General features: G+C 37.8%; 26 protein-coding genes. 8 read left to right on the plus strand and 18 right to left on the minus strand.

What is annotated here, in order from left to right; genetic code table 11:
- Nucleotide 1 precedes the first annotated feature (1 nt).
- Nucleotides 2-1210: a porin gene (locus AAGD16_RS07730; RefSeq protein WP_028835233.1), complete on the plus strand. Its 1209-nt coding sequence runs from the start codon at nucleotides 2-4 to the stop codon at nucleotides 1208-1210.
- A gap of 95 nt (nucleotides 1211-1305) precedes the next feature.
- On the opposite strand, the gene AAGD16_RS07735 is transcribed toward AAGD16_RS07730, so the two are convergent.
- Nucleotides 1306-1488: a hypothetical protein gene (locus AAGD16_RS07735; RefSeq protein ID WP_024602491.1), complete on the minus strand. Its 183-nt coding sequence runs from the start codon at nucleotides 1486-1488 to the stop codon at nucleotides 1306-1308.
- 111 nt (nucleotides 1489-1599) lie between these two features.
- On the opposite strand from AAGD16_RS07735, the gene AAGD16_RS07740 reads away from it, so the two are divergent.
- Nucleotides 1600-2121, plus strand: coding sequence for a TetR/AcrR family transcriptional regulator (locus AAGD16_RS07740; RefSeq protein ID WP_028835232.1), 522 nt, complete (start codon nucleotides 1600-1602; stop codon nucleotides 2119-2121).
- Nucleotides 2122-2454: 333 nt separating this feature from the next.
- Here the strand turns inward: AAGD16_RS07740 and AAGD16_RS07745 are convergent, their stop codons facing one another.
- Both AAGD16_RS07745 and AAGD16_RS07750 read right to left on the minus strand, forming a co-directional pair.
- Complete coding sequence (locus AAGD16_RS07745) at nucleotides 2455-3327, minus strand: alpha/beta hydrolase (RefSeq protein WP_377111105.1); 873 nt, start codon at nucleotides 3325-3327, stop codon at nucleotides 2455-2457.
- The gene (locus AAGD16_RS07750) at nucleotides 3324-3833 is read right to left on the minus strand and encodes a GNAT family N-acetyltransferase (RefSeq protein WP_377111107.1); all 510 of its coding nucleotides are present in this window, start codon (nucleotides 3831-3833) and stop codon (nucleotides 3324-3326) included. Before AAGD16_RS07750 ends, AAGD16_RS07745 begins: the two co-directional genes overlap by 4 nt.
- 99 nt (nucleotides 3834-3932) lie before the next feature.
- Here AAGD16_RS07750 and AAGD16_RS07755 point away from each other — a divergent pair, with 99 nt between their 5' ends.
- Nucleotides 3933-4136: a hypothetical protein gene (locus tag AAGD16_RS07755; RefSeq protein ID WP_013464954.1), complete on the plus strand. Its 204-nt coding sequence runs from the start codon at nucleotides 3933-3935 to the stop codon at nucleotides 4134-4136.
- Nucleotides 4137-4151: 15 nt separating this feature from the next.
- On the opposite strand, the gene AAGD16_RS07760 is transcribed toward AAGD16_RS07755, so the two are convergent.
- From AAGD16_RS07760 to AAGD16_RS07770, 3 genes are all read right to left on the minus strand, one after another.
- Nucleotides 4152-4499, minus strand: a complete 348-nt coding sequence (locus tag AAGD16_RS07760; protein ID WP_083494654.1) for a GNAT family N-acetyltransferase — start codon at nucleotides 4497-4499, stop codon at nucleotides 4152-4154.
- 140 nt (nucleotides 4500-4639) lie between these two features.
- Nucleotides 4640-4834, minus strand: coding sequence for a CPXCG motif-containing cysteine-rich protein (locus AAGD16_RS07765; protein WP_013464956.1), 195 nt, complete (start codon nucleotides 4832-4834; stop codon nucleotides 4640-4642).
- Nucleotides 4835-4929: 95 nt separating this feature from the next.
- Nucleotides 4930-5529, minus strand: a complete 600-nt coding sequence (locus AAGD16_RS07770) for a MepB family protein (RefSeq protein WP_058154625.1) — start codon at nucleotides 5527-5529, stop codon at nucleotides 4930-4932.
- A 123-nt stretch (nucleotides 5530-5652) separates the two neighbouring features.
- On the opposite strand from AAGD16_RS07770, the gene msrA reads away from it, so the two are divergent.
- Complete coding sequence (msrA, locus tag AAGD16_RS07775) at nucleotides 5653-6249, plus strand: peptide-methionine (S)-S-oxide reductase MsrA (protein ID WP_090492574.1); 597 nt, start codon at nucleotides 5653-5655, stop codon at nucleotides 6247-6249.
- Nucleotides 6250-6391: 142 nt separating this feature from the next.
- Here the strand turns inward: msrA and AAGD16_RS07780 are convergent, their stop codons facing one another.
- Complete coding sequence (locus AAGD16_RS07780) at nucleotides 6392-6559, minus strand: hypothetical protein (protein WP_377111110.1); 168 nt, start codon at nucleotides 6557-6559, stop codon at nucleotides 6392-6394.
- A gap of 392 nt (nucleotides 6560-6951) precedes the next feature.
- Between AAGD16_RS07780 and AAGD16_RS07785 the strand changes: the two genes are divergently transcribed.
- The 3 genes from AAGD16_RS07785 (at nucleotide 6952) to AAGD16_RS07795 (ending at nucleotide 10899) form a co-directional block, all read left to right on the plus strand.
- Entirely contained in the window at nucleotides 6952-7833 is an 882-nt protein-coding gene (locus AAGD16_RS07785; RefSeq protein WP_377111112.1) for a LysR family transcriptional regulator, read from the plus strand.
- Nucleotides 7834-8015: 182 nt separating this feature from the next.
- Nucleotides 8016-9473, plus strand: coding sequence for an aerolysin family beta-barrel pore-forming toxin (locus tag AAGD16_RS07790; RefSeq protein ID WP_377111114.1), 1458 nt, complete (start codon nucleotides 8016-8018; stop codon nucleotides 9471-9473).
- A gap of 232 nt (nucleotides 9474-9705) precedes the next feature.
- Nucleotides 9706-10899: an acetyl-CoA C-acyltransferase family protein gene (locus AAGD16_RS07795; protein WP_377111116.1), complete on the plus strand. Its 1194-nt coding sequence runs from the start codon at nucleotides 9706-9708 to the stop codon at nucleotides 10897-10899.
- 239 nt (nucleotides 10900-11138) lie between these two features.
- On the opposite strand, the gene AAGD16_RS07800 is transcribed toward AAGD16_RS07795, so the two are convergent.
- The 7 genes from AAGD16_RS07800 to AAGD16_RS07830 all read right to left on the minus strand — a co-directional run bounded on the left by AAGD16_RS07800 (nucleotide 11139) and on the right by AAGD16_RS07830 (nucleotide 14910).
- Nucleotides 11139-11447 carry a DUF6419 family natural product biosynthesis protein gene (locus tag AAGD16_RS07800; RefSeq protein ID WP_377111118.1) on the minus strand — a complete coding sequence of 103 codons (309 nt, stop codon included), beginning with the start codon at nucleotides 11445-11447 and terminating at the stop codon, nucleotides 11139-11141.
- A 163-nt stretch (nucleotides 11448-11610) separates the two neighbouring features.
- Nucleotides 11611-12189 carry an excalibur calcium-binding domain-containing protein gene (locus tag AAGD16_RS07805; protein ID WP_377114804.1) on the minus strand — a complete coding sequence of 193 codons (579 nt, stop codon included), beginning with the start codon at nucleotides 12187-12189 and terminating at the stop codon, nucleotides 11611-11613.
- 91 nt (nucleotides 12190-12280) lie between these two features.
- Nucleotides 12281-12514, minus strand: coding sequence for a hypothetical protein (locus AAGD16_RS07810; protein WP_290190995.1), 234 nt, complete (start codon nucleotides 12512-12514; stop codon nucleotides 12281-12283).
- 199 nt (nucleotides 12515-12713) lie between these two features.
- Nucleotides 12714-13166 carry a GNAT family N-acetyltransferase gene (locus AAGD16_RS07815; RefSeq protein ID WP_273179913.1) on the minus strand — a complete coding sequence of 151 codons (453 nt, stop codon included), beginning with the start codon at nucleotides 13164-13166 and terminating at the stop codon, nucleotides 12714-12716.
- Between the two features lie 129 nt (nucleotides 13167-13295).
- Nucleotides 13296-13622 (minus strand): hypothetical protein, encoded by a 327-nt coding sequence (locus AAGD16_RS07820; protein WP_377111120.1) that lies wholly within the window; start codon nucleotides 13620-13622, stop codon nucleotides 13296-13298.
- Between the two features lie 115 nt (nucleotides 13623-13737).
- A complete protein-coding gene (locus AAGD16_RS07825; RefSeq protein ID WP_377111122.1) occupies nucleotides 13738-14088 on the minus strand; it encodes a hypothetical protein in 351 nt (116 codons plus the stop codon).
- A gap of 81 nt (nucleotides 14089-14169) precedes the next feature.
- Nucleotides 14170-14910 (minus strand): toll/interleukin-1 receptor domain-containing protein, encoded by a 741-nt coding sequence (locus AAGD16_RS07830; RefSeq protein ID WP_377111124.1) that lies wholly within the window; start codon nucleotides 14908-14910, stop codon nucleotides 14170-14172.
- Between the two features lie 388 nt (nucleotides 14911-15298).
- On the opposite strand from AAGD16_RS07830, the gene gloA reads away from it, so the two are divergent.
- Nucleotides 15299-15826, plus strand: coding sequence for a lactoylglutathione lyase (gloA, locus tag AAGD16_RS07835; RefSeq protein ID WP_377111126.1), 528 nt, complete (start codon nucleotides 15299-15301; stop codon nucleotides 15824-15826).
- 73 nt (nucleotides 15827-15899) lie between these two features.
- Here gloA and htpX read toward each other — a convergent pair whose 3' ends face one another.
- The 4 genes from htpX to AAGD16_RS07855 form a co-directional block, all read right to left on the minus strand.
- Nucleotides 15900-16763, minus strand: a complete 864-nt coding sequence (gene htpX, locus AAGD16_RS07840) for a protease HtpX (RefSeq protein WP_033103426.1) — start codon at nucleotides 16761-16763, stop codon at nucleotides 15900-15902.
- A 139-nt stretch (nucleotides 16764-16902) separates the two neighbouring features.
- On the minus strand, nucleotides 16903-17586 hold the full coding sequence (gene bioD, locus AAGD16_RS07845; RefSeq protein WP_377111129.1) for a dethiobiotin synthase: 684 nt from the start codon (nucleotides 17584-17586) through the stop codon (nucleotides 16903-16905).
- An 18-nt stretch (nucleotides 17587-17604) separates the two neighbouring features.
- Entirely contained in the window at nucleotides 17605-18423 is an 819-nt protein-coding gene (locus tag AAGD16_RS07850; RefSeq protein ID WP_377111131.1) for a methyltransferase domain-containing protein, read from the minus strand.
- The gene (locus tag AAGD16_RS07855) at nucleotides 18420-19574 is read right to left on the minus strand and encodes an aminotransferase class I/II-fold pyridoxal phosphate-dependent enzyme (RefSeq protein ID WP_377111133.1); all 1155 of its coding nucleotides are present in this window, start codon (nucleotides 19572-19574) and stop codon (nucleotides 18420-18422) included. Before AAGD16_RS07855 ends, AAGD16_RS07850 begins: the two co-directional genes overlap by 4 nt.
- Nucleotides 19575-19577: the final 3 nt, after the last annotated feature.

Here is a 19577-nt window from a genome sequence, read left to right on the forward strand (position 1 = left end):
AATGAAAAGAAAATTAGTATCGCTAGCAATTGCGGGTATTTTAGCTGCTCCAAGTGTTTCAGCAGTAGAAGTGTTTAAGGATGAAAAAAATACAGTCGCAGTAGGCGGATATATTGATGCGCGAGTGATAAATACTCAAGGTCAAAACGAAATCGTCAATGGTGCCTCACGAATTAATTTTGATTTTAAACGCCAACTAAAAAACGGCTGGGAAGCAATGGCTTTAGTTGAATGGGGTGTCAACCCTGTTGGCAGTAGCGATATTGTATACAACAACCGTTTTGAATCTATTCAAGATGAGTTTTTATATAATCGTTTAGGTTATGCAGGACTTAAACACGATAAATACGGCCAAATTACGATTGGTAAACAATGGGGTGCGTGGTTTGATGTTGTGTATGCTACAAACTACAGCTATGTATGGGATGGTAACGCTGCCGGTGTTTACACTTACAACAAAGACGATGGTGCAGTAAATGGTACTGGTCGTGGTGATAAAACACTGCAATACCGTAATAGCTACAACGACTTTGACTTTAGTGTTCAAACTCAGTTAAAAAATAGCGCTTTTTATACTTGTGATGTAAGTAATATTACAGAATCACAATGCCAAGCAAATTTTGAGTCTGGAGATGCTGCTGCACAACAAGTTGAATTTAACTATACGTTTGGCGGTGCAGTAACCTATAACGTGACTGATAAGCTAAAACTGACCGCGGGTATTAACCGCGGCGAGTTTGAATTAACGTATGGCGACGGAACAACCCGCTCTGTTGACGATTTAATTTATGGTGCAGGTGTTATTTGGGGCAATATTGATGCGCCAGGCTTGTATGTAGCCGCTAATATCAACAAAAACGAAAACCACGATACAGATAACATAGGTCGTTTAATTAAAGATGCGATTGGTATTGAAACATTTGTGTCGTATCGCTTTGATAACGATTTTAGACCATTCATTGCCTATAACTTATTTGATGCAGGTGATGACTACGTAATTCAACCAAACTTTAATGCCGATCCTAACGATGTATTTAAGCGTCAGTTTGCAGTTATTGGTGTGCATTACTTAATTGACCAAGACACACAACTTTATGTAGAAGCACGTAAAGACTTTGGTGATTTTGAAAGTAATAATAAACAGCAGCAAGCGCTAATGGAGCAATCTGAAGATGACGGTATTGCTTTTGGTTTTAGATACGTTCTTTAATATCAGTTGAGCTTTCAAGCTTAAAATCACAAAGCTAAACTTAAAGCCCTGCAAAATAGCAGGGCTTTTTTCGATTTGTTTAGTTGAAGCTTGAGCTATTTTTTCTTAAATGCTTTTTTTAACGCACGCGTTCCCTCTGTTGGCCCTAGAATAAGCCATAAAAAAGCAACCCCTCCTGGGACTAAAACTGCTTTTAATATTGGCCCTAGCAAATAAGAATAAAAATAAATTAGTGGAATAAAAAGTACATAACCAATAACACGTTTGATAAACTTCATGTAACATCCTTATAAAAATGAGCGTGCTCACAATATTAATTGAGCACGCTCAATTAATCAAATAATGATTTAGCCCTTTTATTTAACAAACAAGTAAAGCATTGAAATATAATGAGTAAAAAAGAAAAGACACGCGATAAAATTTTAGCTTCAGCATGGGAATTATTTTTGCTGCAAGGTTACGATCACACATCAACAAGAGAAATAGCGGTTGCAGCCAATGTTGCTGTAGGTACAGTGTTTAGTCATTTTGAAAATAAAATTGATTTATTGATGGCCGGTATGCAACAACAAATAGCCGTTATTATTAACCAAGCAAAGCAGTTAGATACGCAGCACTCCCCTCGCTTAAAGTTACGTCATTACGCTCATCCGCTTTATTCTTTTTATTGTGAAAATAGTGAATTTAGTAAGCTATTAATTAGCGACATCATTTGGAGAACGTCTTTTTTTAAAGCGCAGATGGATGAGTTTAAACAACTGCTTTTTAGTGAACAACCGAAGTTTGATGAAACAAAAGCAAGCGTAATGATGGACTGTTATTTTATGACCTTAATAGATGGGTTAAACGATCCCTTACCAAATGCTGAAAATATGCTTAGACAGTTAAGTAATAAAATAGCGCTTTTGTAATTAAGTCCTAAACGTATAGACCGGTGCTGATATAAATAAAGCACCGCCAACCTTTTTTGTTATTTAAGTTCTTTATTTAACGACCCAGATAGCCAAACTCAATAAGCGTTATAAACCCACCACTCCACTTATGACTAAATTGATAATTTGTATTACGCCATTGCTAAGATTACATTTAAACACAATTAAGTATGATGTGTTCTTACATGTGTTACTTTACATCCACCAGCCATTTACACCATAAAATAATTTATAGCAAAACGGCTTAACTGTACATATATACAGTTAAGCCGTTTTGCTAGTACTACTCTTAATTAAAGTTTAACAATATTATTAATTAATAAATTCATCATAGGCCATTAAAGCCCCCGTAATACTCAATGCTGGATTATCATTATGCTTTGCATCAGGGTTTACTTTACTGCCCCACACTAACCAGTTACTAGTATGGCTTACTAAACTTTGCTCCAAGTTATTATACGCCTCAAGCATTAATTTATGCTCAGCCCCGCCAACAGTAAAATATAATAAGGCGGGTCTATAGTAGCTCTGTGTTTTAACTTGTAAAAAGCTATTAAGATGATTTACTACGGTCATATCGTCATACCAAGCCGCAGGGCTAAATGCAAAGTAACCATTAAATAGCGATGGTTTGGTATGCAGCGTATATAAAGTAAAACTGCCCCCTGCCGAAAATCCCGTTAATATACGGTTTTCAGTTAACCTGTAGTTAGCCTCTAAATAAGTAAGTAGCTCTTGCTCTATAAAAGCTAAAAACAAATCAGCTTTACCAAAAATTTCTGGCGAAGTTTCATGTTTAGGTCGAGGATTTGTATTTACGTCCTTCCTTGCATAAGGTGGTACAAGATCACGATTTCGGGTATCAGTAAAAAACTGATTAGGTATAGCAACTAAAATAGCCTCATTTAATATACTTTCAGGATTTAATGCTTTTAGCGCTTTATCCCAATTAGCTAAATTAAAATTACCATCTGTTTTTATAATAAGTGGATACGCTTTATTTTTATCAAAATCATCGGGGAACCTTATAAATACCTTACGAGACTCATTAAGCACCTTTGAATCTAGGGTTACATCAACAAAATCTGATACATCATTTTTGTAATAACTAAACCCAATTGTTGTAACCCCAAATACACTAACAGCAAGCAACACATTTAAAATAATCGCTTTTTTTATTCTCATGCGTCACCCATTTTAGTTAATTGCTTATGCCAAATACCATTGTTTAATTGCTCGTTTAACACAAACCCAAGCTTAGTCAGTAAATTATAACTACGAACGTTATGTCCGTGAATTTCAGCATATAATTGCTCTATCTTTAATACACTCGGTATCTGGCTCATAAAACCGCGCAGCACTTCTTGCATTAAACCTTGCTGCCAATAAAAAGGATCGAGTTCGAAGCCCAAATAAGCACTTTTGGTTTGTTTACATATTTTATATAAGCCACATGTACCCAGTAGTTTGCCACTCATATTATGTTCAATAGCGAGTCGAATCACTTCACCTTCGTAATATCCGCTTATATCATCTTGAATTAATTGTTTAATATGCTGTTTATTTAGCGGGGTTTTATAATCGTTAAACTCATAAACGAGTGGATTATTTAAAATTGTTAATAGAGCTGCGCCGTGTTTGTGGGTAATTAAACGTAAGGTAACGCGGGGTAATTTTATAGTTTTAAACATGCCTACGCCAAATAAAGTAAACGCGCTTTAAATAGCACTTTATAGAGCGTCATTATTAACTTACCATACCGTATTCACAAGCATTAATTGAGATAAACTATGAGTGACAATTTTAAAGTAATACAACCAACTACTACTGTTTACTGCCCAAAACGTGGTGAAGGTTGGACCCTTACCGGCATTACTAATATTAACGAGTTTACGTCGGTTATGTTTGATGGTGTACGTTACACCTTACCAGCGAGAGAAATTGTAGAGCAGTTGTTGCCTAACCAATTAGCGCGTGAACAGCAAAATAGCTAAATTAAACAAAATTTATCACTTAACCATATGTACACAGTTTTCTGGTAATGGGCTTAAGTCATGATTTTCTGGGGTATTAGCAGCAACTTTAAAGCCTAGCTTTTTATAAGCCGATACTGCTGCTCGGTTGTATTTATAAATAAACAATGAGCAATCATTAACATTTAAGTTTAATTGCCCATGTTTACATAATGCTTTAATTAGGGTGGCTGCAATTCCCTCCCCCCTTCGTATAGGGTTTACTATTAAACGCGCCAAATGACATTTGTTTTTTTGTTGATAATATTGCCCAAAAGCGAGTAATACGTTTTGTTGTCCAACCAATACAAAAGAAGTCGAGACATCAAGGTTTAAGTTTTCAATAAAAGTCTGCGCCGTAAATGGGTACCTAAAGTAAGGGCCAGCCCATTAAGTTATGTCATGTTGATCATTAAACCAACTCATTAGCTCGATAATATGCGTATTATTAAGTGGTTGTAATGTCATTCGCCTTGTTGATTCCTTCAAAACGCATCATCTTCGCTATACACATTTACGCCAAGCTCGTCTTCATCATCAAACACCACAAACGTAATGGGCTTACAGCATACTTGACAATCTTCTATGTATTGCTCATCAATATCAGCCACATCAATTAATACTTCTATGGTTTCGCCGCAGTAAGGACAACTGATTGACTTTTCAGTTAACTGGTTCATGATTTCCTCTTTCAAATTTACATAAGGTTATAATTTCACTTTAGTAAACAACCCTATATAAAACAATGCTCGTAAAGTGACTTAATAATTCAAATTTAAACAGCGTTAGCTAAAATATTGTTTAACTTAATTAAATCAACTAAGCCATGTTGGTTCTGATTTAAAAAATAATCGCATTGCCAACGCTGAGTAACTTTAGCAGAGTTACTAAATGCGCCAATCCCTTTTAATGCCCTACTTTCGCTCCAAGGCGGAAATACTCTAAAAGCCGTTTTACCTTTATAGTTTCTACCTGTGACGATGCCTTTTTTAACTAACAATTCAATCGGAAATAAAAAGAAACCTTTTTGTATATTTGCTACTTGGTTATTAATAGTGGTTAATCCATCACTTGAAACAGCTACTAATAAATAGTCAAACTCATTGGCAAATGGAATTGGTTTAAAATTACTCAAATCCGCTGGGCGTTTCCATAGTGCTAAAAAAGCGCCAGGTCTGTCGGGTGTAACTTTAGCTTTTCTGTAAATTATACGTTTTTGGTTTAAAGTAAATGCATAGCCATGGTATTGGGCATTTTGATTATGAGGTATCAACTCATCAGCGTTTGGTAGTTTATACCCTGAGGGAGCAAAGTTGTTTTGTAAAATGATTAATAATTCATCATGCAAATGATCATTCGTCATTAAACTTTTCATATCTCGCATCCGTTTTATATAAAGTGAGTTCAAACCCTTAAGCAACTTTGTAATGAAAGAGTTTTTAAAGTTAGCGGGTCTTACTATACAAGTATTTATACATAACTAAAGGTGAACATTTTTATGAAACACACATTAGCGCTAGTATTGACCTCTATGGGGATTTTGTTTAGCTCATTAACATACGCTAAAACCGAACAAGCTATTTTAGCCGGTGGCTGTTTTTGGTGTATGGAAAGTGACTTTGAAAAACTCGAAGGTGTAACCGATGTGATCTCAGGGTTTACTGGTGGTGAACTTAAAAATCCAACCTACAATGGTAATCACCAAGGCCACTACGAAGCTGTGCTGGTTACCTACAACACTAATGTATTAAGCTATCAAGATATTTTAAACCATTACTGGGTGAATATTGATCCTTTTGACGCAAAAGGTCAGTTTTGTGATAAAGGCCCAAGCTACCGTAGTGCGATTTTTGTTGCTAATGAGCAACAGCGACAATTAGCTAAGCAATCTAAACAAGCAGTAGTTAACGAATTTCCTGAGCAAACGGTAGTAACCCCTATTCTCGATGCTAAAACCTTTTACCCTATAAAGGGCGATGAAAGTTATCACCAAGATTACTACAAAAATAATCCTATTCGTTATAACACCTATCGCTGGCGTTGTGGCCGTGATAGTCGCCTAGAAGACATTTGGGGCGATCGAGTTACCCACTGAGTTTATAAACCAAAAGGCTGCAAAAATTGCAGTCTTTCTAATATTTAAGCAAAGTAATAGCAGACTAATTATTTATTCTATGCTCAAAGCTGCAAGCCCACTTAAACAATTCATTTTTTAAGACGGTTAAATAGGCTTCCTATCATGATGATTTCTTTTTTATAGGAAACACCTGAAACCAAAATGCCATTTCAAAAACAAAGCCCGCAATAATAAAAATAAATAAGCCAGTAGTGCTACCATAAGAATAACAGCCAATAGCAGCAATAATTAATGCAGCTATAATCAACCATTTTATAAACACATTCATCTTTAATACCTTCAGTTCTGTTGATTTATCGTGGCAAATCCCATTTAGGTAATCAGATCCTATGCATCATGATTATTCCCAAAAAAGTGTGTCTAGCGTAAATACTCGTTTATTGTTTGTCTACTAAAACGTATCGTAAAATGTTACGCATTGTTTCTATTGAGTTTTATTTTCAAAAACGCGTTATTTGCAGAATCTTTAATTACTAATACCTCAAGTAAGTACACCTTCGCTCACAATAATTTATTAAATGTTCTAATACAAAGGTAAATTTTTTGTTGCCACAAAAGGGACTAATGAGTACTTTAATTAAATAATTAGTTTTATAACTTTAACTAATTATTAAGTACTAAATACAATTTCATGTCTTAAATTTATACGGGAGATTTACCTTGCTTGATATCATCGCGCTTTTTATAAAAGTAAATCATTACAAAACATTTAATGAAGCGTCAGTAAAGTTAAATATTCCTTTACCCACTTTACAAAGAAAAATAAAAAAACTTGAAGAAGACTTATCGTTAGCGTTGTTTTATCGTGAAAAAGGAAGTTTGCGATTAACAGAACCTGGAAAGAGTTTTTATAGCCACTGCCTAGCCCATGTAGAAGGTTTACAAACTACGCTGTGCAATTTTAAGAATTTCAGTGAAAATAAAGTGAGTAAAATTAAACTAATAGCGCCGCAAAACTTTATAAAGAGTGTGTACTTCTCAGGCATTATAAATCAATTCACATTACTTTATCCAAATATTAAAATTCATATGATGCTATCGGATGAACGCCTTGATTTAAAAGCCACCGAGTTTGATTTAGCCATTAGAATTGGAAAACTAGATAGCTCACAAAATATATGTAAAGTGATTAACCAAATGAGTTTTGTTTTAGCTTGTTCATCGAGTTTAATTGAGCAATATGGCATACCAAGTAATTTTGACGATTTAGCTAAACTACCCCACATATCGTGCTCGCCATTCGAAAACTGGTCCTTTAAAACAAATAAAAATGAACAGGTAATTTTTAAACCTCAACCTAACTTTATTTCTAACGATATAGAAATGTGTGCCTTAGCTGCTATTGAAGGAAGAGGTGTATATTATGGCCCTAAATATTGTTTATTACCGCATATAAAAGACGAAAGCTTGGTTGAAGTATTAACGCAATTCAAACCCATAAAGCGAGATGTAAACCTGATATGGCCTGATAAATTAATTCCAAAAAGCACACGCTATTTAATTGATTTTTTAGAGCACTCTCTCAAAGGAATCAAAATGTAGCTACCGCAGCATTAATAATTTAATTAATTTTTGTAATGCTTAAGCAACTAATATTTTTGAAAAATCAACTTTCATATAACACTCTATAAAAATAAAGCGAGTTCTTTAGAATCAAAATCGGTCCAAAATTAGATTATTTAATTAGGACCTCATTTAAATATAATTTTAAAGGATGTAACTTAATGAAAAAAATATTACCCCTATTGCTGTTGTCGCATACAAGTTTTGTAAGTGCTAATACAACTGCAATTTATCCAGATCAACTTAAAAATGAAAGCTTAGGTGCTGGAGTTTGCTCAGCTGATAATAGACTAATTACAAAGGCTGAAGCGCAAACCTACAGAAATGAACTTACTAACAAAATGGGTAAGTGGCAAATAACGGGATTAGCTAATGGCTGGGTTATTATGGGTTCTGGCTACGCAGGTGAAATAAAACAAGGGACTGCTGTAAATTCTTGGTGCTACCCTAACGATCCTATTAATGAGATCCCTACATTAAGTCCCGTAAAAGTATCGCCAGGCAGTCAAAGCCAAATTGAATGGGACTTAGTGAATCAAAAAGAGGGGTTTATAAAACCCCTTTCATACCTTGCCCATACAATGGGATTTGCGTGGGTTGGTGGAAATCGCTCTAGCTATGTGGGTGATGACATGGAGGTAACCAAAACGGGCTCAGGGTGGAAAATACAAGGTTACAATGGTGGCAGTTGTGATGGTTATCGATGTGATGAAAAGTCAGCTATTACCGTATCTAACTTTCAATATGTGATGGATAACGAGTCATATAAAATAACAGGTGATATTGTTGCTGCCGACAAAGAACTAATAAAAACGTTAACAGTCCCTGCAGTGAATGACACGTCAGCAGCTCAAATGTCAGTGGTTACAATTGAATACGATGCGGCAACCAACTGGTCTAAAACCAATGATTACAGTATTTCTGAGTCTGTTACATTATCTAATACATGGAAGTCTCCCTCTGTTACTGGCGGATCAGACACTTCGTTATCAGTCACAATCGCAGCGGAGCAAGCATGGGGAACAAGTAATGGCGGCTCAGAAGCTGAGCGAGTAGTTGTACAGGCAAGAACCAATGTACCAGCATACACACAGCTTAATGCAAAGGTCGATTTGTTTAAATCATCAATATCATATCCTTATGCATTCGATGCTGATATTACCTATGATCTATCTATAAATGGCTTTATGCGATGGGGAGGCAATGCTTTATTAACCCACCCAGAAAACAGACCTAACGACACTGCTAATTTTGTAATTGGCCGTTGGGCAGGCCAAGATAAAAGCATTGAGTATCAATGGGAACACCGCTATATACCAGGTGAGAATAAAAAATGGGATTGGCCTTGGATGATACAACAAACAAGCTTATCAACAATGCAATACTATTTAAGCCATGTTTTAAGACCTAAAAAAACAACCCTAACAGGCCACTTTTATGCACAAAGCCAATTTGCGGGCAGTGTTTACTTTGGTGACGAAACCCCACTTGTCACTAACCAAAGAAGTAAGCGAAGTGTTTCATCTAGTGAGTACTCAAGTGCTGAAAAGTTAAAAAAAGAGTTTGAAGATGCGGGTTTTAAAAATGTCGTTGTTAATATTGAAATGATTGATTTATAAACACCTGTGGGCTCTCATAATGAGAGCCCTATTTCATAAATTTAAACAAAAATATTATTACTACTCACCTACTTTACTATTCCCTTTATTAAAATACATATACAGCTGAACCAACCTCGCCTTTAGTTTATTAAGAAATTATGCTTTGATGCATTAATAAAACTATTAATCACATTAGTCTATTAAACATACACCAGCACAAAATGATTATAAAAATAATAAGAGAACAACAATGGCACAAAATACAAACAACAGCGTAGTAATACTCAGTGCGGTTCGTACCGCTATCGGCAGCTTTGGTGGCAGCCTCAAAAATTTTAGCCCGGCTGAGCTTGGCACTTTGTGCGCAAAAGAAGCCCTAAATCGGTCTAAAGTTTCTCCTAACCAAGTAGGTTCATGTGTTGTGGGCAAAGTTATTCATAACGGCCCTAAAGACGCATACCTTTCAAGAGTCATTGGTCTCGATGCTGGGTTGCCTATAAGCAGCCACGCTGTAACGCTTAATCGCTTATGTGGCTCTGGCCTTGAAGCCATTATACAAGCGGCACAACAAATTCAATTAGGTGATGTAGATGCAGCCCTTGCTGGCGGAGCTGAAAGCATGAGTAGCTCTGCCTATACTCTCGAAAGTAATCGCTGGGGGCAAAAAATGGGCAATAGCACTATGGTCGATGAGCTCACCACGACCTTACAAGACCCATGGGATAATAACCCGATGGGAATAACTGCTGAAAACATCGCAGAAAAATATTCAATTAGCCGTCAGCAGCAAGACGAGTACGCAGCAAAAAGCCACCAAAAAGCCGCAAAAGCAATTGCTGCAGGCCATTTTAAACAGCAAATAGTACCTTTAGAAATCAAGTCGCGAAAAGGGACGCACATTTTTGACACCGACGAACACGTTCGCGCCGATACCACAGCCGAAAAACTTGCCACCTTAAAGCCCTACTTTAAAAAAGATGGCACCGTTACCGCAGCAAGCTCATCCGGTATAAACGATGGTGCGGCCATGTTAGTACTCATGTCTGAGCAAAAAGCGAATGAGCAAGGCTTAAAACCGCTCGCTCGTTTAGTGGGTTATGCTAGAGCAGGCGTTGATCCTACTTTAATGGGTATCGGCCCTATTCCTGCAGTACAACAGGTATTTGAAAAAACCGGCTTAACCATTGACGATATGGATGTAATTGAGTCTAACGAGGCCTTTGCAGTACAAGCTCTGTGCGTTGCAAACGAGTTAAACTTTCCTGCGCATAAGGTAAACCCGAATGGCGGCGCCATTGCATTAGGCCACCCTGTTGGCGCAACGGGCGCCATACTAACCACCAAATGCTTGTACGAACTCAAACGAATTCAAGGCAAATATGGGCTAGTCACAATGTGTATTGGTGGCGGGCAAGGCATTGCAGCCATTTTTGAAGCGCTTTGATTCTAAGTTTATAACAACTATTTAATATCACATTAGGTTTAAACATAAAGGCTTTATACACAAGGAGTACTAAGAGACGCTTTGCTTTTAGAGGAAATAAAAACGTGGAAGTTATATTCTTTCGTACTCCCCCTCTTGAGTTTCTCTTTGTGAAAATCGATTTTAAGGCTTTTTTCACTTAGGGAGATAAAAGTTGCGTCAACTTATAGGTTAACTATCAAACATGAAAAAACTCTCGTCTACAAAACGTGTTTTATAGTTAACTTTCTTACGCCTACTAAAACACCACCAAATGAGATTAAAAATAATATTGGCAAAAACAGTAATGTTTCTGTGTTTTCTATATTTATAGCTGGGCTGCCAATAACTGCCAACGTATTAATTAACAGCAGTATTAAGCTTGATTGCAGATAGCCCTTGTATCCAATAGCTCCTGCAAATAACAGCATAATAAATGATCCTGATATCGCAGGCGTAAAAGGTGCGGCGGCGAGTAACATACAAACAAACGAAAATATAACAGCACATCCAATTATTACTTTAAACATAACATCCTCCATGGTGTTTAACAGTTAATCCAATATAGCTTAACGTAAAGCACCTTATCGTGCCTTTATTCCACCAGCTATTTATAGCAGTATTATCAAAAATCGTATTCCATTTAACAGGTTTAACCAAATTACTGTTTTATCGATAACCCCTATATAAAAACTACTTATTTCCAAACTGCCGTTCACAGGGCTTGCCATCTTTATCCCCGTCCATTTTGGTATTGGGGCAATGTTGAATAAAAAATAACGCCTCTGCATAGGAGGTCATTTGGCTACAATGTTGGCGGCCATCACAACGAAATGCTTGCTGTGTTTTATTAAGTGAGCTTGAACCCGCGGGCATAAATGACTCTAAGTTAGCATTAGTCACTACAGGTGTTTGCTTGGTATTTAAAAAACCGGTTTTATAAACACTAAAACCAATACCAAAAATAATACCAAGTGTTATAAGCTTCATTAATGGTGAGTTTTTACGTGCGGTTTTGCTTATTCTAACCGGCCTTGTTGAAGTGTTTATGTGTGGTTGTGCTAATACGCCCTCAATACGGCAATTTACAGCTTTAGTTTTACCGTTGGGATCAGTCGCTACCTCAAAGTAAATAATGTCGTCCACTTTAGGTTTACGGCTCATGTGTTTGAGCGATGATATGTGTATAAAGGTATCGTGTTGCAGTGTAGTTGATTTGATAAAGCCAAAACCTTTCTCGTCATTCCACGATTTTAATAATCCTTTGTTCATCCTTAAATCGTCCATTTAATAACTGTTAATTTTACACCCGTTTTAAAAAAGGTTTAAAACCAAGCAAGCCTTATTTTCCCTATTAACTAACTCATTTTACAAAAAAGCGTATTTTTGCTTCTTTTAATGTGTTTAAAAATACAGAAAACGCACAAATTCCGCCCCCCATAAACGCAATTTGAAAGCTTGATAGTGACGAGAAACTAAATTGCTGAGAATACATGTACTGCCCAAATAACTGTGCAAAGGTAGCCACACCTAAAATAATTAATAATGGGCACACAACAAGCGTAAACCAAAACCAAATACGTTTAATACCTTTCATAAAAAATCCTTTTATTTTAAATTTAACTTAGAGATTAATTAGCTTATAAGCTACCAGCATTTTAAAAGCCGCTTATAAGGTTGCCACATGAGTTTGATGTTTGAAGTCAAGATTTGACCCCATTTGGTTTTTACGCGGCAACTCCAACATTAACGCAAACCAAAATCGCCGAGCGTTGAGGGTCTGCTTCAATTGTTTGTTAATGCTCTTTACCCAGGGCCATAATCTGATAATCAGACAAAGAAAAACCCGACTTTTCGTAAGCTCGCTTGGCAACAGCATTGTCTTTATGTACGTATAGCCTCAGCTCTAAACCGCCTTCGCGATACATTTCTGACTCTACACATGTGATCAACTCGCTCATTAAACCTTTGCCTCTATACTCGGGTCTTAGGTACATGCTTTGAATCCACCAATAATAGCCAGCATTCCAATCACTCCATTCTCTTATCGAGGAAACACTACCTATCGGAATATCATTTTCATCAGTCATAACCCAATAACTTGCAACATCTCGGTCACAAAGTGCGACTTCTATACCACGCTTTAGAGTTTCGGGTATCTTGACAGCATTCTCAGCTTCACGAGCTTCTTCGGAAGTGAACTCGACTAAAAATGACAAATCTCGTAACTCTGCTTTTCGTATATTCAAACTATTTCCTCTCATAGAGCACTAACGCCACAAATAAACGGTAAAAATTAGTTGGCTAAAATTTGTGAGGTACGAACAAAGCCAACTAGTTTTTGTCCGCACTTTTTAATTTACTTTGTTATATGCCGATTACCAATTCGCCTGCTTAGTTTTTTTATAACCTAGCCACATAGTAATTGCTAGCGTTAAACATCCCAACAAAATGAAAATAGCTGTTACATTTGGGGACTCTTGCACAATGCCAAGATTTCCATTTAACCATGCAGGGAAGAATATACTAAATGGGATGTAGGTAACGATAAACAACAGAAACCAAATATATTGGCTAAACACGTTTAACAAACTACGACGATTAACCAGTTTAAGTTTATCTGCTAAATGTTTATGGAACTTTACGATACTCAAGCAGAGCCAAACATAGACCACAAATGAAACTACAAAAATAGCAATATTCACATAACTCTCTTAGGCATATAACGCCCCATTAATGGGCTAAATATTGTTGGCTAAAATAAGCGACGAAGGAGCAAAAGCCAACTGTTTTAAGTCCTTGTTTATTTTCTTGTTATGTTTACTCATCACCGTAGCACTTTATGTCAGATGGATTTGATTTAACGTAGAAACATGGGATAAATGATTCTTTATTTAAATCCGCACCATCTTTAGGTACTTCGAATTGGCGCTTAGCTAATTTAGCTTCCACTTTTTTAACATAGTTAGAAGGTGGCTGAAAATTAATATCGATATTTTTTATTGGGTTAGTTGCTTTTGAAAAGCGTAGATTTGATAATTTACCGTCTTTATCTACTTTAACTGCAAATATAACTCCGTAAATATTTACATTATCTCCACTCGAATTATTGGTACTTTGACAAACGAATAATGACACCAATATCGATAATATAAATAGCTTTTTAAACATACGCCGAATTTCCTTGTAAACATAACGCCGTAATGTGCGGCTAATGGTGCGAAGCAACATTAGTCCGACACCATTACCTTGTTATGCATTTACCAATTTATGTTGTATGGCGTATTTTTTACCTTCGGGCTGCAGACGGATGTCTCCGTCACGATCTAAAGCTATATATCCTTTTTGGACAGCTTCGTTAATTATTATGTCAAGCATGATGCGAGACATATCGACAGCTTGGACCAAATTTTTGTAAATTGTGTAATCATCACCATTTTCAAAATCACCAACGATGTGTTTCATTATTTCCCTTATCGGATCGCCTGTTTTTTCAGGTGGCGTTTCACTTACAGGTGTAAATGGATTATTGCCAATTTCGGGTTTCTCAAAGAGAGGAGCTCCGTGAAATGTTCTAACGAGCTCATCAAAGCTGAATTCGTAATCATCGTCTTTTGAAAAATTCACAAACAATTTTGTTTTTAGAAATGTTGGTACATTGTGCGTACCAAATTGCCTTATTACAGGTACAATTTTATTTGAATCAATACTAGAAAGGAGGTCGGCAGTGATTATCATTTTCTCATAGCCTACGCCGCCAGTTCCTTTATTAGCTTTCTCTACATATTTATCGGTGCATACCATGACTACATAATCAGAATCTGCTAGGTGTGTTTCCATGAAATACGGCAGGTCGTCACCTGGGCGCAACTCCCATTGATCAATAATTGCATCTACGCCGCTATTCCTCAGCCGTGTCGCCAAATCTAGAACCCACTTTTTGTGCTCTTGCGAGTCGTGTGAGTATGATATAAACACCTTAGGAGTTGACATAACTTTCCTTAACCTTTCTATTCATTGCATAACAACTTTGTCTACGACATTTGTCGTTTTATAAACCGACAAATGTCCATATATTACATAGAATTTATCTTAGCCCTCAAATAAACACCTGTAAACAACTAGTTAACTTCGGCTCATACTTCATAAATGCACAAATATCCCAAAATGGTAGAGATCAGTAATATTGGACAAAATGCCACACACTTTATAAATATACAGTACCCATAAATATGCCATTTTCCGCTTACAAAGCACCCAACTAACTGGCTGGTAATTTAGCTAGGTGGTTTTAATTTTTGCTGCTGTTTATTATGATGAGCGTACACCCTGCCTTTTTAAATCCATTAAGGTTTTAAAGTTATTTTTTAAGGATTATTTCATGTCTAGCTATAACGAATCTCCAGAGCAAATTGCACAAGCCACTGAGGGCTATGTAATGCAGCAAACTATGTTGCGTATTAAAGATCCAAAACCGTCGCTGGCATTTTATGAAAACGTATTGGGCATGAAGTTGTTAGGTAAGTTCGACTTTCCTGGTATGGAGTTTACCTTGTACTTTTTAGGCTACGAACAAGACATGCCAAAAGGCGATGATAAACAAAAAACGCAGTGGGTGTTTCGCCGCCCTGCACTCATTGAGCTTACCCATAACTGGGGCACTGAAAACGACGACAGCTTTAGCGGTTATCACAGTGGTAATGAAGAACCAAAAGGCTTTGGCCATATTGGTATAAGCGTACCCGATGTATACGCAGCCTGTGAGCGCTTTGCTAAATACGATGTTGAGTTTGTAAAAAAACCAGATGGCGGCTCAATGAAGGGGCTTGCCTTTATTAAAGACCCAGACGGTTACTGGATTGAAATACTTTCGCCAGAGGGCATTACTGAGATTATTCAATCGCAATAAAAACCATTAAACATAAAAAAGCCTGCAAATGCAGGCTTTTTGTTTACAAGTACTGTGAAAAACTTGAATTTTTTTAACGACGTAGTGCGTCTATACGTGCGTCAAGCGGTGGGTGAGATGAAAACAACTCAGCCATGCCTTTACCACTGGCAATACCAAAGGCCATCATTGAGCCTTCTAATTGCGATGGGTGGTTTTGCTTTAATCGCTCAAGGGCTGAACGCATTTTATCTGCGCCTACCAACTGAGCTGCGCCGTTATCGGCTGCAAATTCACGCTTACGGCTGTAATGGGCAACCACAATGCTTGCCAATACGCCAAATAATACTTGGAATAACATATCGAATAAGAAGTAAGTCCAGCTGCTGCCGCCCTCTTCCTCATCGCTATTGATAAAGTTATCTACAATGCCAGCCAGTACTTTAGCGGCAAAAATAACAAAGGTATTAACCACACCTTGAATAAGCGTTAGCGTTACCATGTCGCCATTAGCCACATGCGATACTTCGTGCGCCAGTACGGCTTCGGCTTGATCTTGGCTCATGTTATGTAATAAACCCGTACTTACCGCCACCAGCGAATTATTTTTACTCGGGCCCGTTGCAAACGCGTTCATTTCTGGGCTGTCGTAAATAGCCACTTCTGGCATGTTAATACCGGCTTTTTTAGCTTGAGCAGCCACAGTGCTTACCAGCCATTGTTCGGTTTCGGTACGAGGTTGGGTGATCACTTGCGCACCGGTTGATTTTTTGGCGATCCATTTCGACATAAATAACGAAATAAACGATCCACCAAAACCAAATACAGTCGCAATTAGTAAAATTCCGCCAAGGCTACGATGGCTTAAGCCCAGCGCACTCATTATGATTGAAAGCACCACACCTAGTACCAACATAACCGCGAGGTTAGTTAATAAAAACAAAAATACACGTTTCATACGAGTTCTCCAAAAATAACATTTATTGCTGAGCGATTTACTATGTTTGATCGGCTTTGAGCAATCACTGCGTTATGACACACTATGTCATAACGTCAGCGCTATTCTGTGACAAACTATGTCACAACACAAGGGTTATTTATGGATTTATCGATAATTTTTCAAGCAGGGTTTTATAAATTTGTAATTTAGGGGTTTGCTCGGTATAGGGGCTTATAGCAAGCAGCGGGAATGGTAAGCGTGTTTTAAGTGAATCAAGGTTTGCTTGGTATTCATCCATAGTGGCATCAACTTGGTTAGCAATCCAACCAATGCAATTAACACCCATACTTTGCATATGTGCTGCAGTGAGTAACGCATGATTAATGCAGCCTAGTTTCATCCCTACTACTAATATTACGGGTAGTTGCTCTGCTTTTACCCAGTCATATAAATATTCGTTATTATTAATTGGCAATGCCCAGCCGCCCGCGCCTTCTGTTAACAGGTAATCTGCGCCTTGTTGCTTAAGATGTTGATAAGCCATGCTGAGCTTCTCTACTGTTATGTTTATACCCGCTTGCTCTGCAGCAATGTGCGGGGCTATGGCGGGCTCAAAAGCAAACGGGTTAATTATGTCGTATTTTGCACTTACAGTTGCACTTTCCATTAGCATTAAGGCATCGGCATTCACGAGCTGATCAAACGCAAGTTCACACCCTGATGCAATCGGTTTAAAACCTATTGCACGCTTTTTATGTTGCGCGAGTAACTTTAACAGCAAACTGGTTACATGAGTTTTACCGGCGTCGGTATCAGTACCGGTAATAAAAAACTGTTTCATGGCATGGCCTTATTATTTTTACTGGGCTTTTTCTAATGATAACAATACCACATGGTAAGATACATGGGCTTTATTGTTTATAAGCGGATAGGCATCACATACTTTTTTTAGCGCTGATTTGGTTAATAAACCACGACGACTTGTTGCGTGGTTTTGTGTGGTGGCACCAATGGCTTTAATCGATTTTATAGCGGCTAATGCACTGCTGTGCTGATCGGTATAAATGACTTTTTTTGAGGCGTTGATCTTAAACCCGGCCTTTTCGACCGATTGGTTTATATTATTATGGCTTGCAAACTGATTAATATGATTATGTGAATCAAGCACTTCAAAGGCGGTTTTGATCTCGTTTAGTGACCCTGCAACAACCGTACTAATATAGGCTTGCCCGCCTGGTTTTAATGCTTGGTAAAGCGAGTGCATTAAGGCTTCAAAATTAGTAGACCACTGCAGCGCAAAATTACTAAATAGCACGTCAATACTGTTAGCTTGCAGCGGTAAGTTATCCATGTCGGCGCACAGTTTTTGGGTGTTTAAATCACTGCTTTTTAGCATGTTAAAACTTAAATCTATGGCAACAACTTGGCCAAATAATGCCTTTAAAGCCTGAGTATTAACAAGCGGCCCTGCGCCTAGGTCAACACAGAGCTTATTAGGGTTTGCACTAATGAGTTTAAATAAATCATTTGCCGCTTGTTTTTGCACATTGGCATGCTGGCTGTAACTGTTTGCTGCCTTTGAAAAGTTATGCGCTGTTGTTTTTTTTAAAACCTGAGCAGCTAAACACACAGTTGTAGGGCTAAGTGGCTTAGTTTTAATTGCCTGCGGGCTTATCATGAAATGACCTTTTGTAAGCTACCAACGAGTTGTTTTATATCGTCATGGGTGTGGGCTGCACTTAAGGTAATACGCAAACGCGAGGTATTGTGTAAAACAGTTGGCGGGCGAATAGCCGTTAGCCAAATGCCCTGCTGCTTTAGTTGCTCACTGGCTTTTAACGTTTGCTCGGCGCAGCCTAAAACAATTGGCTGAATCGCGGTATTAGAGTCCATTAGCGCAATGTGCTGCTCTTTTGCTAAGCATTTAAACAGCGCAATATTAGCGTTTAATTTAGCTCGCCTGTCGTTGGCGTCTCTTATGCTTTTGATACGCGCCAAAGTATGAGCGGCAATAAACGGTGACATAGCGGTTGAGTAGGTATAATCACGATTAAACTGAAGCATGTAATCTATAAAATGCTGCGAACCTAATACGCACGCCCCACTACTAGCAACCGCTTTACCAAAGGTGATCACTAAAATATCGGGCAAGGTGTCGGCTGCAATTAAGGCTTCACAACTGCCAAGCCCCGATTTTCCTAAAACACCAAAACCATGGGCGTCGTCTATCATTAACCAGGCGTTATGCTGCTTTGCTAAGGTAAATAGCGCTTTAATTGGCGCGGTATCACCATCCATGGAGAACACACCTTCAGACACAATGAGCTTATTGCGCGCTTTTGATTTTTCTAGCCGTGAACGTAAATGGTTTATATCGTTATGGTTAAAGCGTATTAACGCGGCGTTGGCGTGTAATGCGCCATCAATTAAACTGGCATGATTGAGTTTATCTTGAAAAATCGCACTGTGTTGCGCTGTCGCTTTATCTTGAAACAAGGCTTTAATCACACTGCTATTTGCGCTAAAGCCCGAATTAAACAACATGCCTGCCTCATAACCCAAAGCACTACATAAAGCTTGCTCAAGCGCTTGCTGTGGTTGTTGATAACCCGTTACTAATGCTGAGCTGTGGCTACCTAGTAATGGCGCGCTGGTTAACTCCACCGGCGAATCGCCAAACCCTAAATAATCGTTACTCGCAAAGTTAAGGTAGGTTTTATCATTAACCGTAATAGTGCGCGCCGTTGCGCTTTGCACTACATAGCGTTTACGCAATAGCTGTTGTGCTTTGCGTTCATCTAAATGAGTGTTTATAAATTCAAATGACATAAA

Origin of the sequence: Pseudoalteromonas sp. M58, from assembly GCF_042604605.1 — a bacterium.
Lineage (GTDB): Bacteria > Pseudomonadota > Gammaproteobacteria > Enterobacterales > Alteromonadaceae > Pseudoalteromonas > Pseudoalteromonas tetraodonis.

Coding starts and splice junctions, on each gene's coding strand:
- msrA (WP_090492574.1), top strand. CDS start 5,653: ATGAAACACACATTAGCGCTAGTATTGACCTCTATGGGGATTTTGTTT.
- AAGD16_RS07795 (WP_377111116.1), top strand. CDS start 9,706: ATGGCACAAAATACAAACAACAGCGTAGTAATACTCAGTGCGGTTCGT.
- AAGD16_RS07750 (WP_377111107.1), bottom strand. CDS start 3,833: ATGTTTAAAACTATAAAATTACCCCGCGTTACCTTACGTTTAATTACC.
- AAGD16_RS07805 (WP_377114804.1), bottom strand. CDS start 12,189: ATGAACAAAGGATTATTAAAATCGTGGAATGACGAGAAAGGTTTTGGC.
- AAGD16_RS07745 (WP_377111105.1), bottom strand. CDS start 3,327: ATGAGAATAAAAAAAGCGATTATTTTAAATGTGTTGCTTGCTGTTAGT.
- AAGD16_RS07825 (WP_377111122.1), bottom strand. CDS start 14,088: ATGTTTAAAAAGCTATTTATATTATCGATATTGGTGTCATTATTCGTT.
- AAGD16_RS07780 (WP_377111110.1), bottom strand. CDS start 6,559: ATGAATGTGTTTATAAAATGGTTGATTATAGCTGCATTAATTATTGCT.
- AAGD16_RS07830 (WP_377111124.1), bottom strand. CDS start 14,910: ATGTCAACTCCTAAGGTGTTTATATCATACTCACACGACTCGCAAGAG.
- AAGD16_RS07740 (WP_028835232.1), top strand. CDS start 1,600: ATGAGTAAAAAAGAAAAGACACGCGATAAAATTTTAGCTTCAGCATGG.
- AAGD16_RS07755 (WP_013464954.1), top strand. CDS start 3,933: ATGAGTGACAATTTTAAAGTAATACAACCAACTACTACTGTTTACTGC.
- htpX (WP_033103426.1), bottom strand. CDS start 16,763: ATGAAACGTGTATTTTTGTTTTTATTAACTAACCTCGCGGTTATGTTG.
- AAGD16_RS07800 (WP_377111118.1), bottom strand. CDS start 11,447: ATGTTTAAAGTAATAATTGGATGTGCTGTTATATTTTCGTTTGTTTGT.
- AAGD16_RS07790 (WP_377111114.1), top strand. CDS start 8,016: ATGAAAAAAATATTACCCCTATTGCTGTTGTCGCATACAAGTTTTGTA.
- AAGD16_RS07850 (WP_377111131.1), bottom strand. CDS start 18,423: ATGATAAGCCCGCAGGCAATTAAAACTAAGCCACTTAGCCCTACAACT.
- AAGD16_RS07765 (WP_013464956.1), bottom strand. CDS start 4,834: ATGAACCAGTTAACTGAAAAGTCAATCAGTTGTCCTTACTGCGGCGAA.
- AAGD16_RS07735 (WP_024602491.1), bottom strand. CDS start 1,488: ATGAAGTTTATCAAACGTGTTATTGGTTATGTACTTTTTATTCCACTA.
- AAGD16_RS07730 (WP_028835233.1), top strand. CDS start 2: ATGAAAAGAAAATTAGTATCGCTAGCAATTGCGGGTATTTTAGCTGCT.
- AAGD16_RS07770 (WP_058154625.1), bottom strand. CDS start 5,529: ATGAAAAGTTTAATGACGAATGATCATTTGCATGATGAATTATTAATC.
- bioD (WP_377111129.1), bottom strand. CDS start 17,586: ATGAAACAGTTTTTTATTACCGGTACTGATACCGACGCCGGTAAAACT.
- gloA (WP_377111126.1), top strand. CDS start 15,299: ATGTCTAGCTATAACGAATCTCCAGAGCAAATTGCACAAGCCACTGAG.
- AAGD16_RS07810 (WP_290190995.1), bottom strand. CDS start 12,514: ATGAAAGGTATTAAACGTATTTGGTTTTGGTTTACGCTTGTTGTGTGC.
- AAGD16_RS07855 (WP_377111133.1), bottom strand. CDS start 19,574: ATGTCATTTGAATTTATAAACACTCATTTAGATGAACGCAAAGCACAA.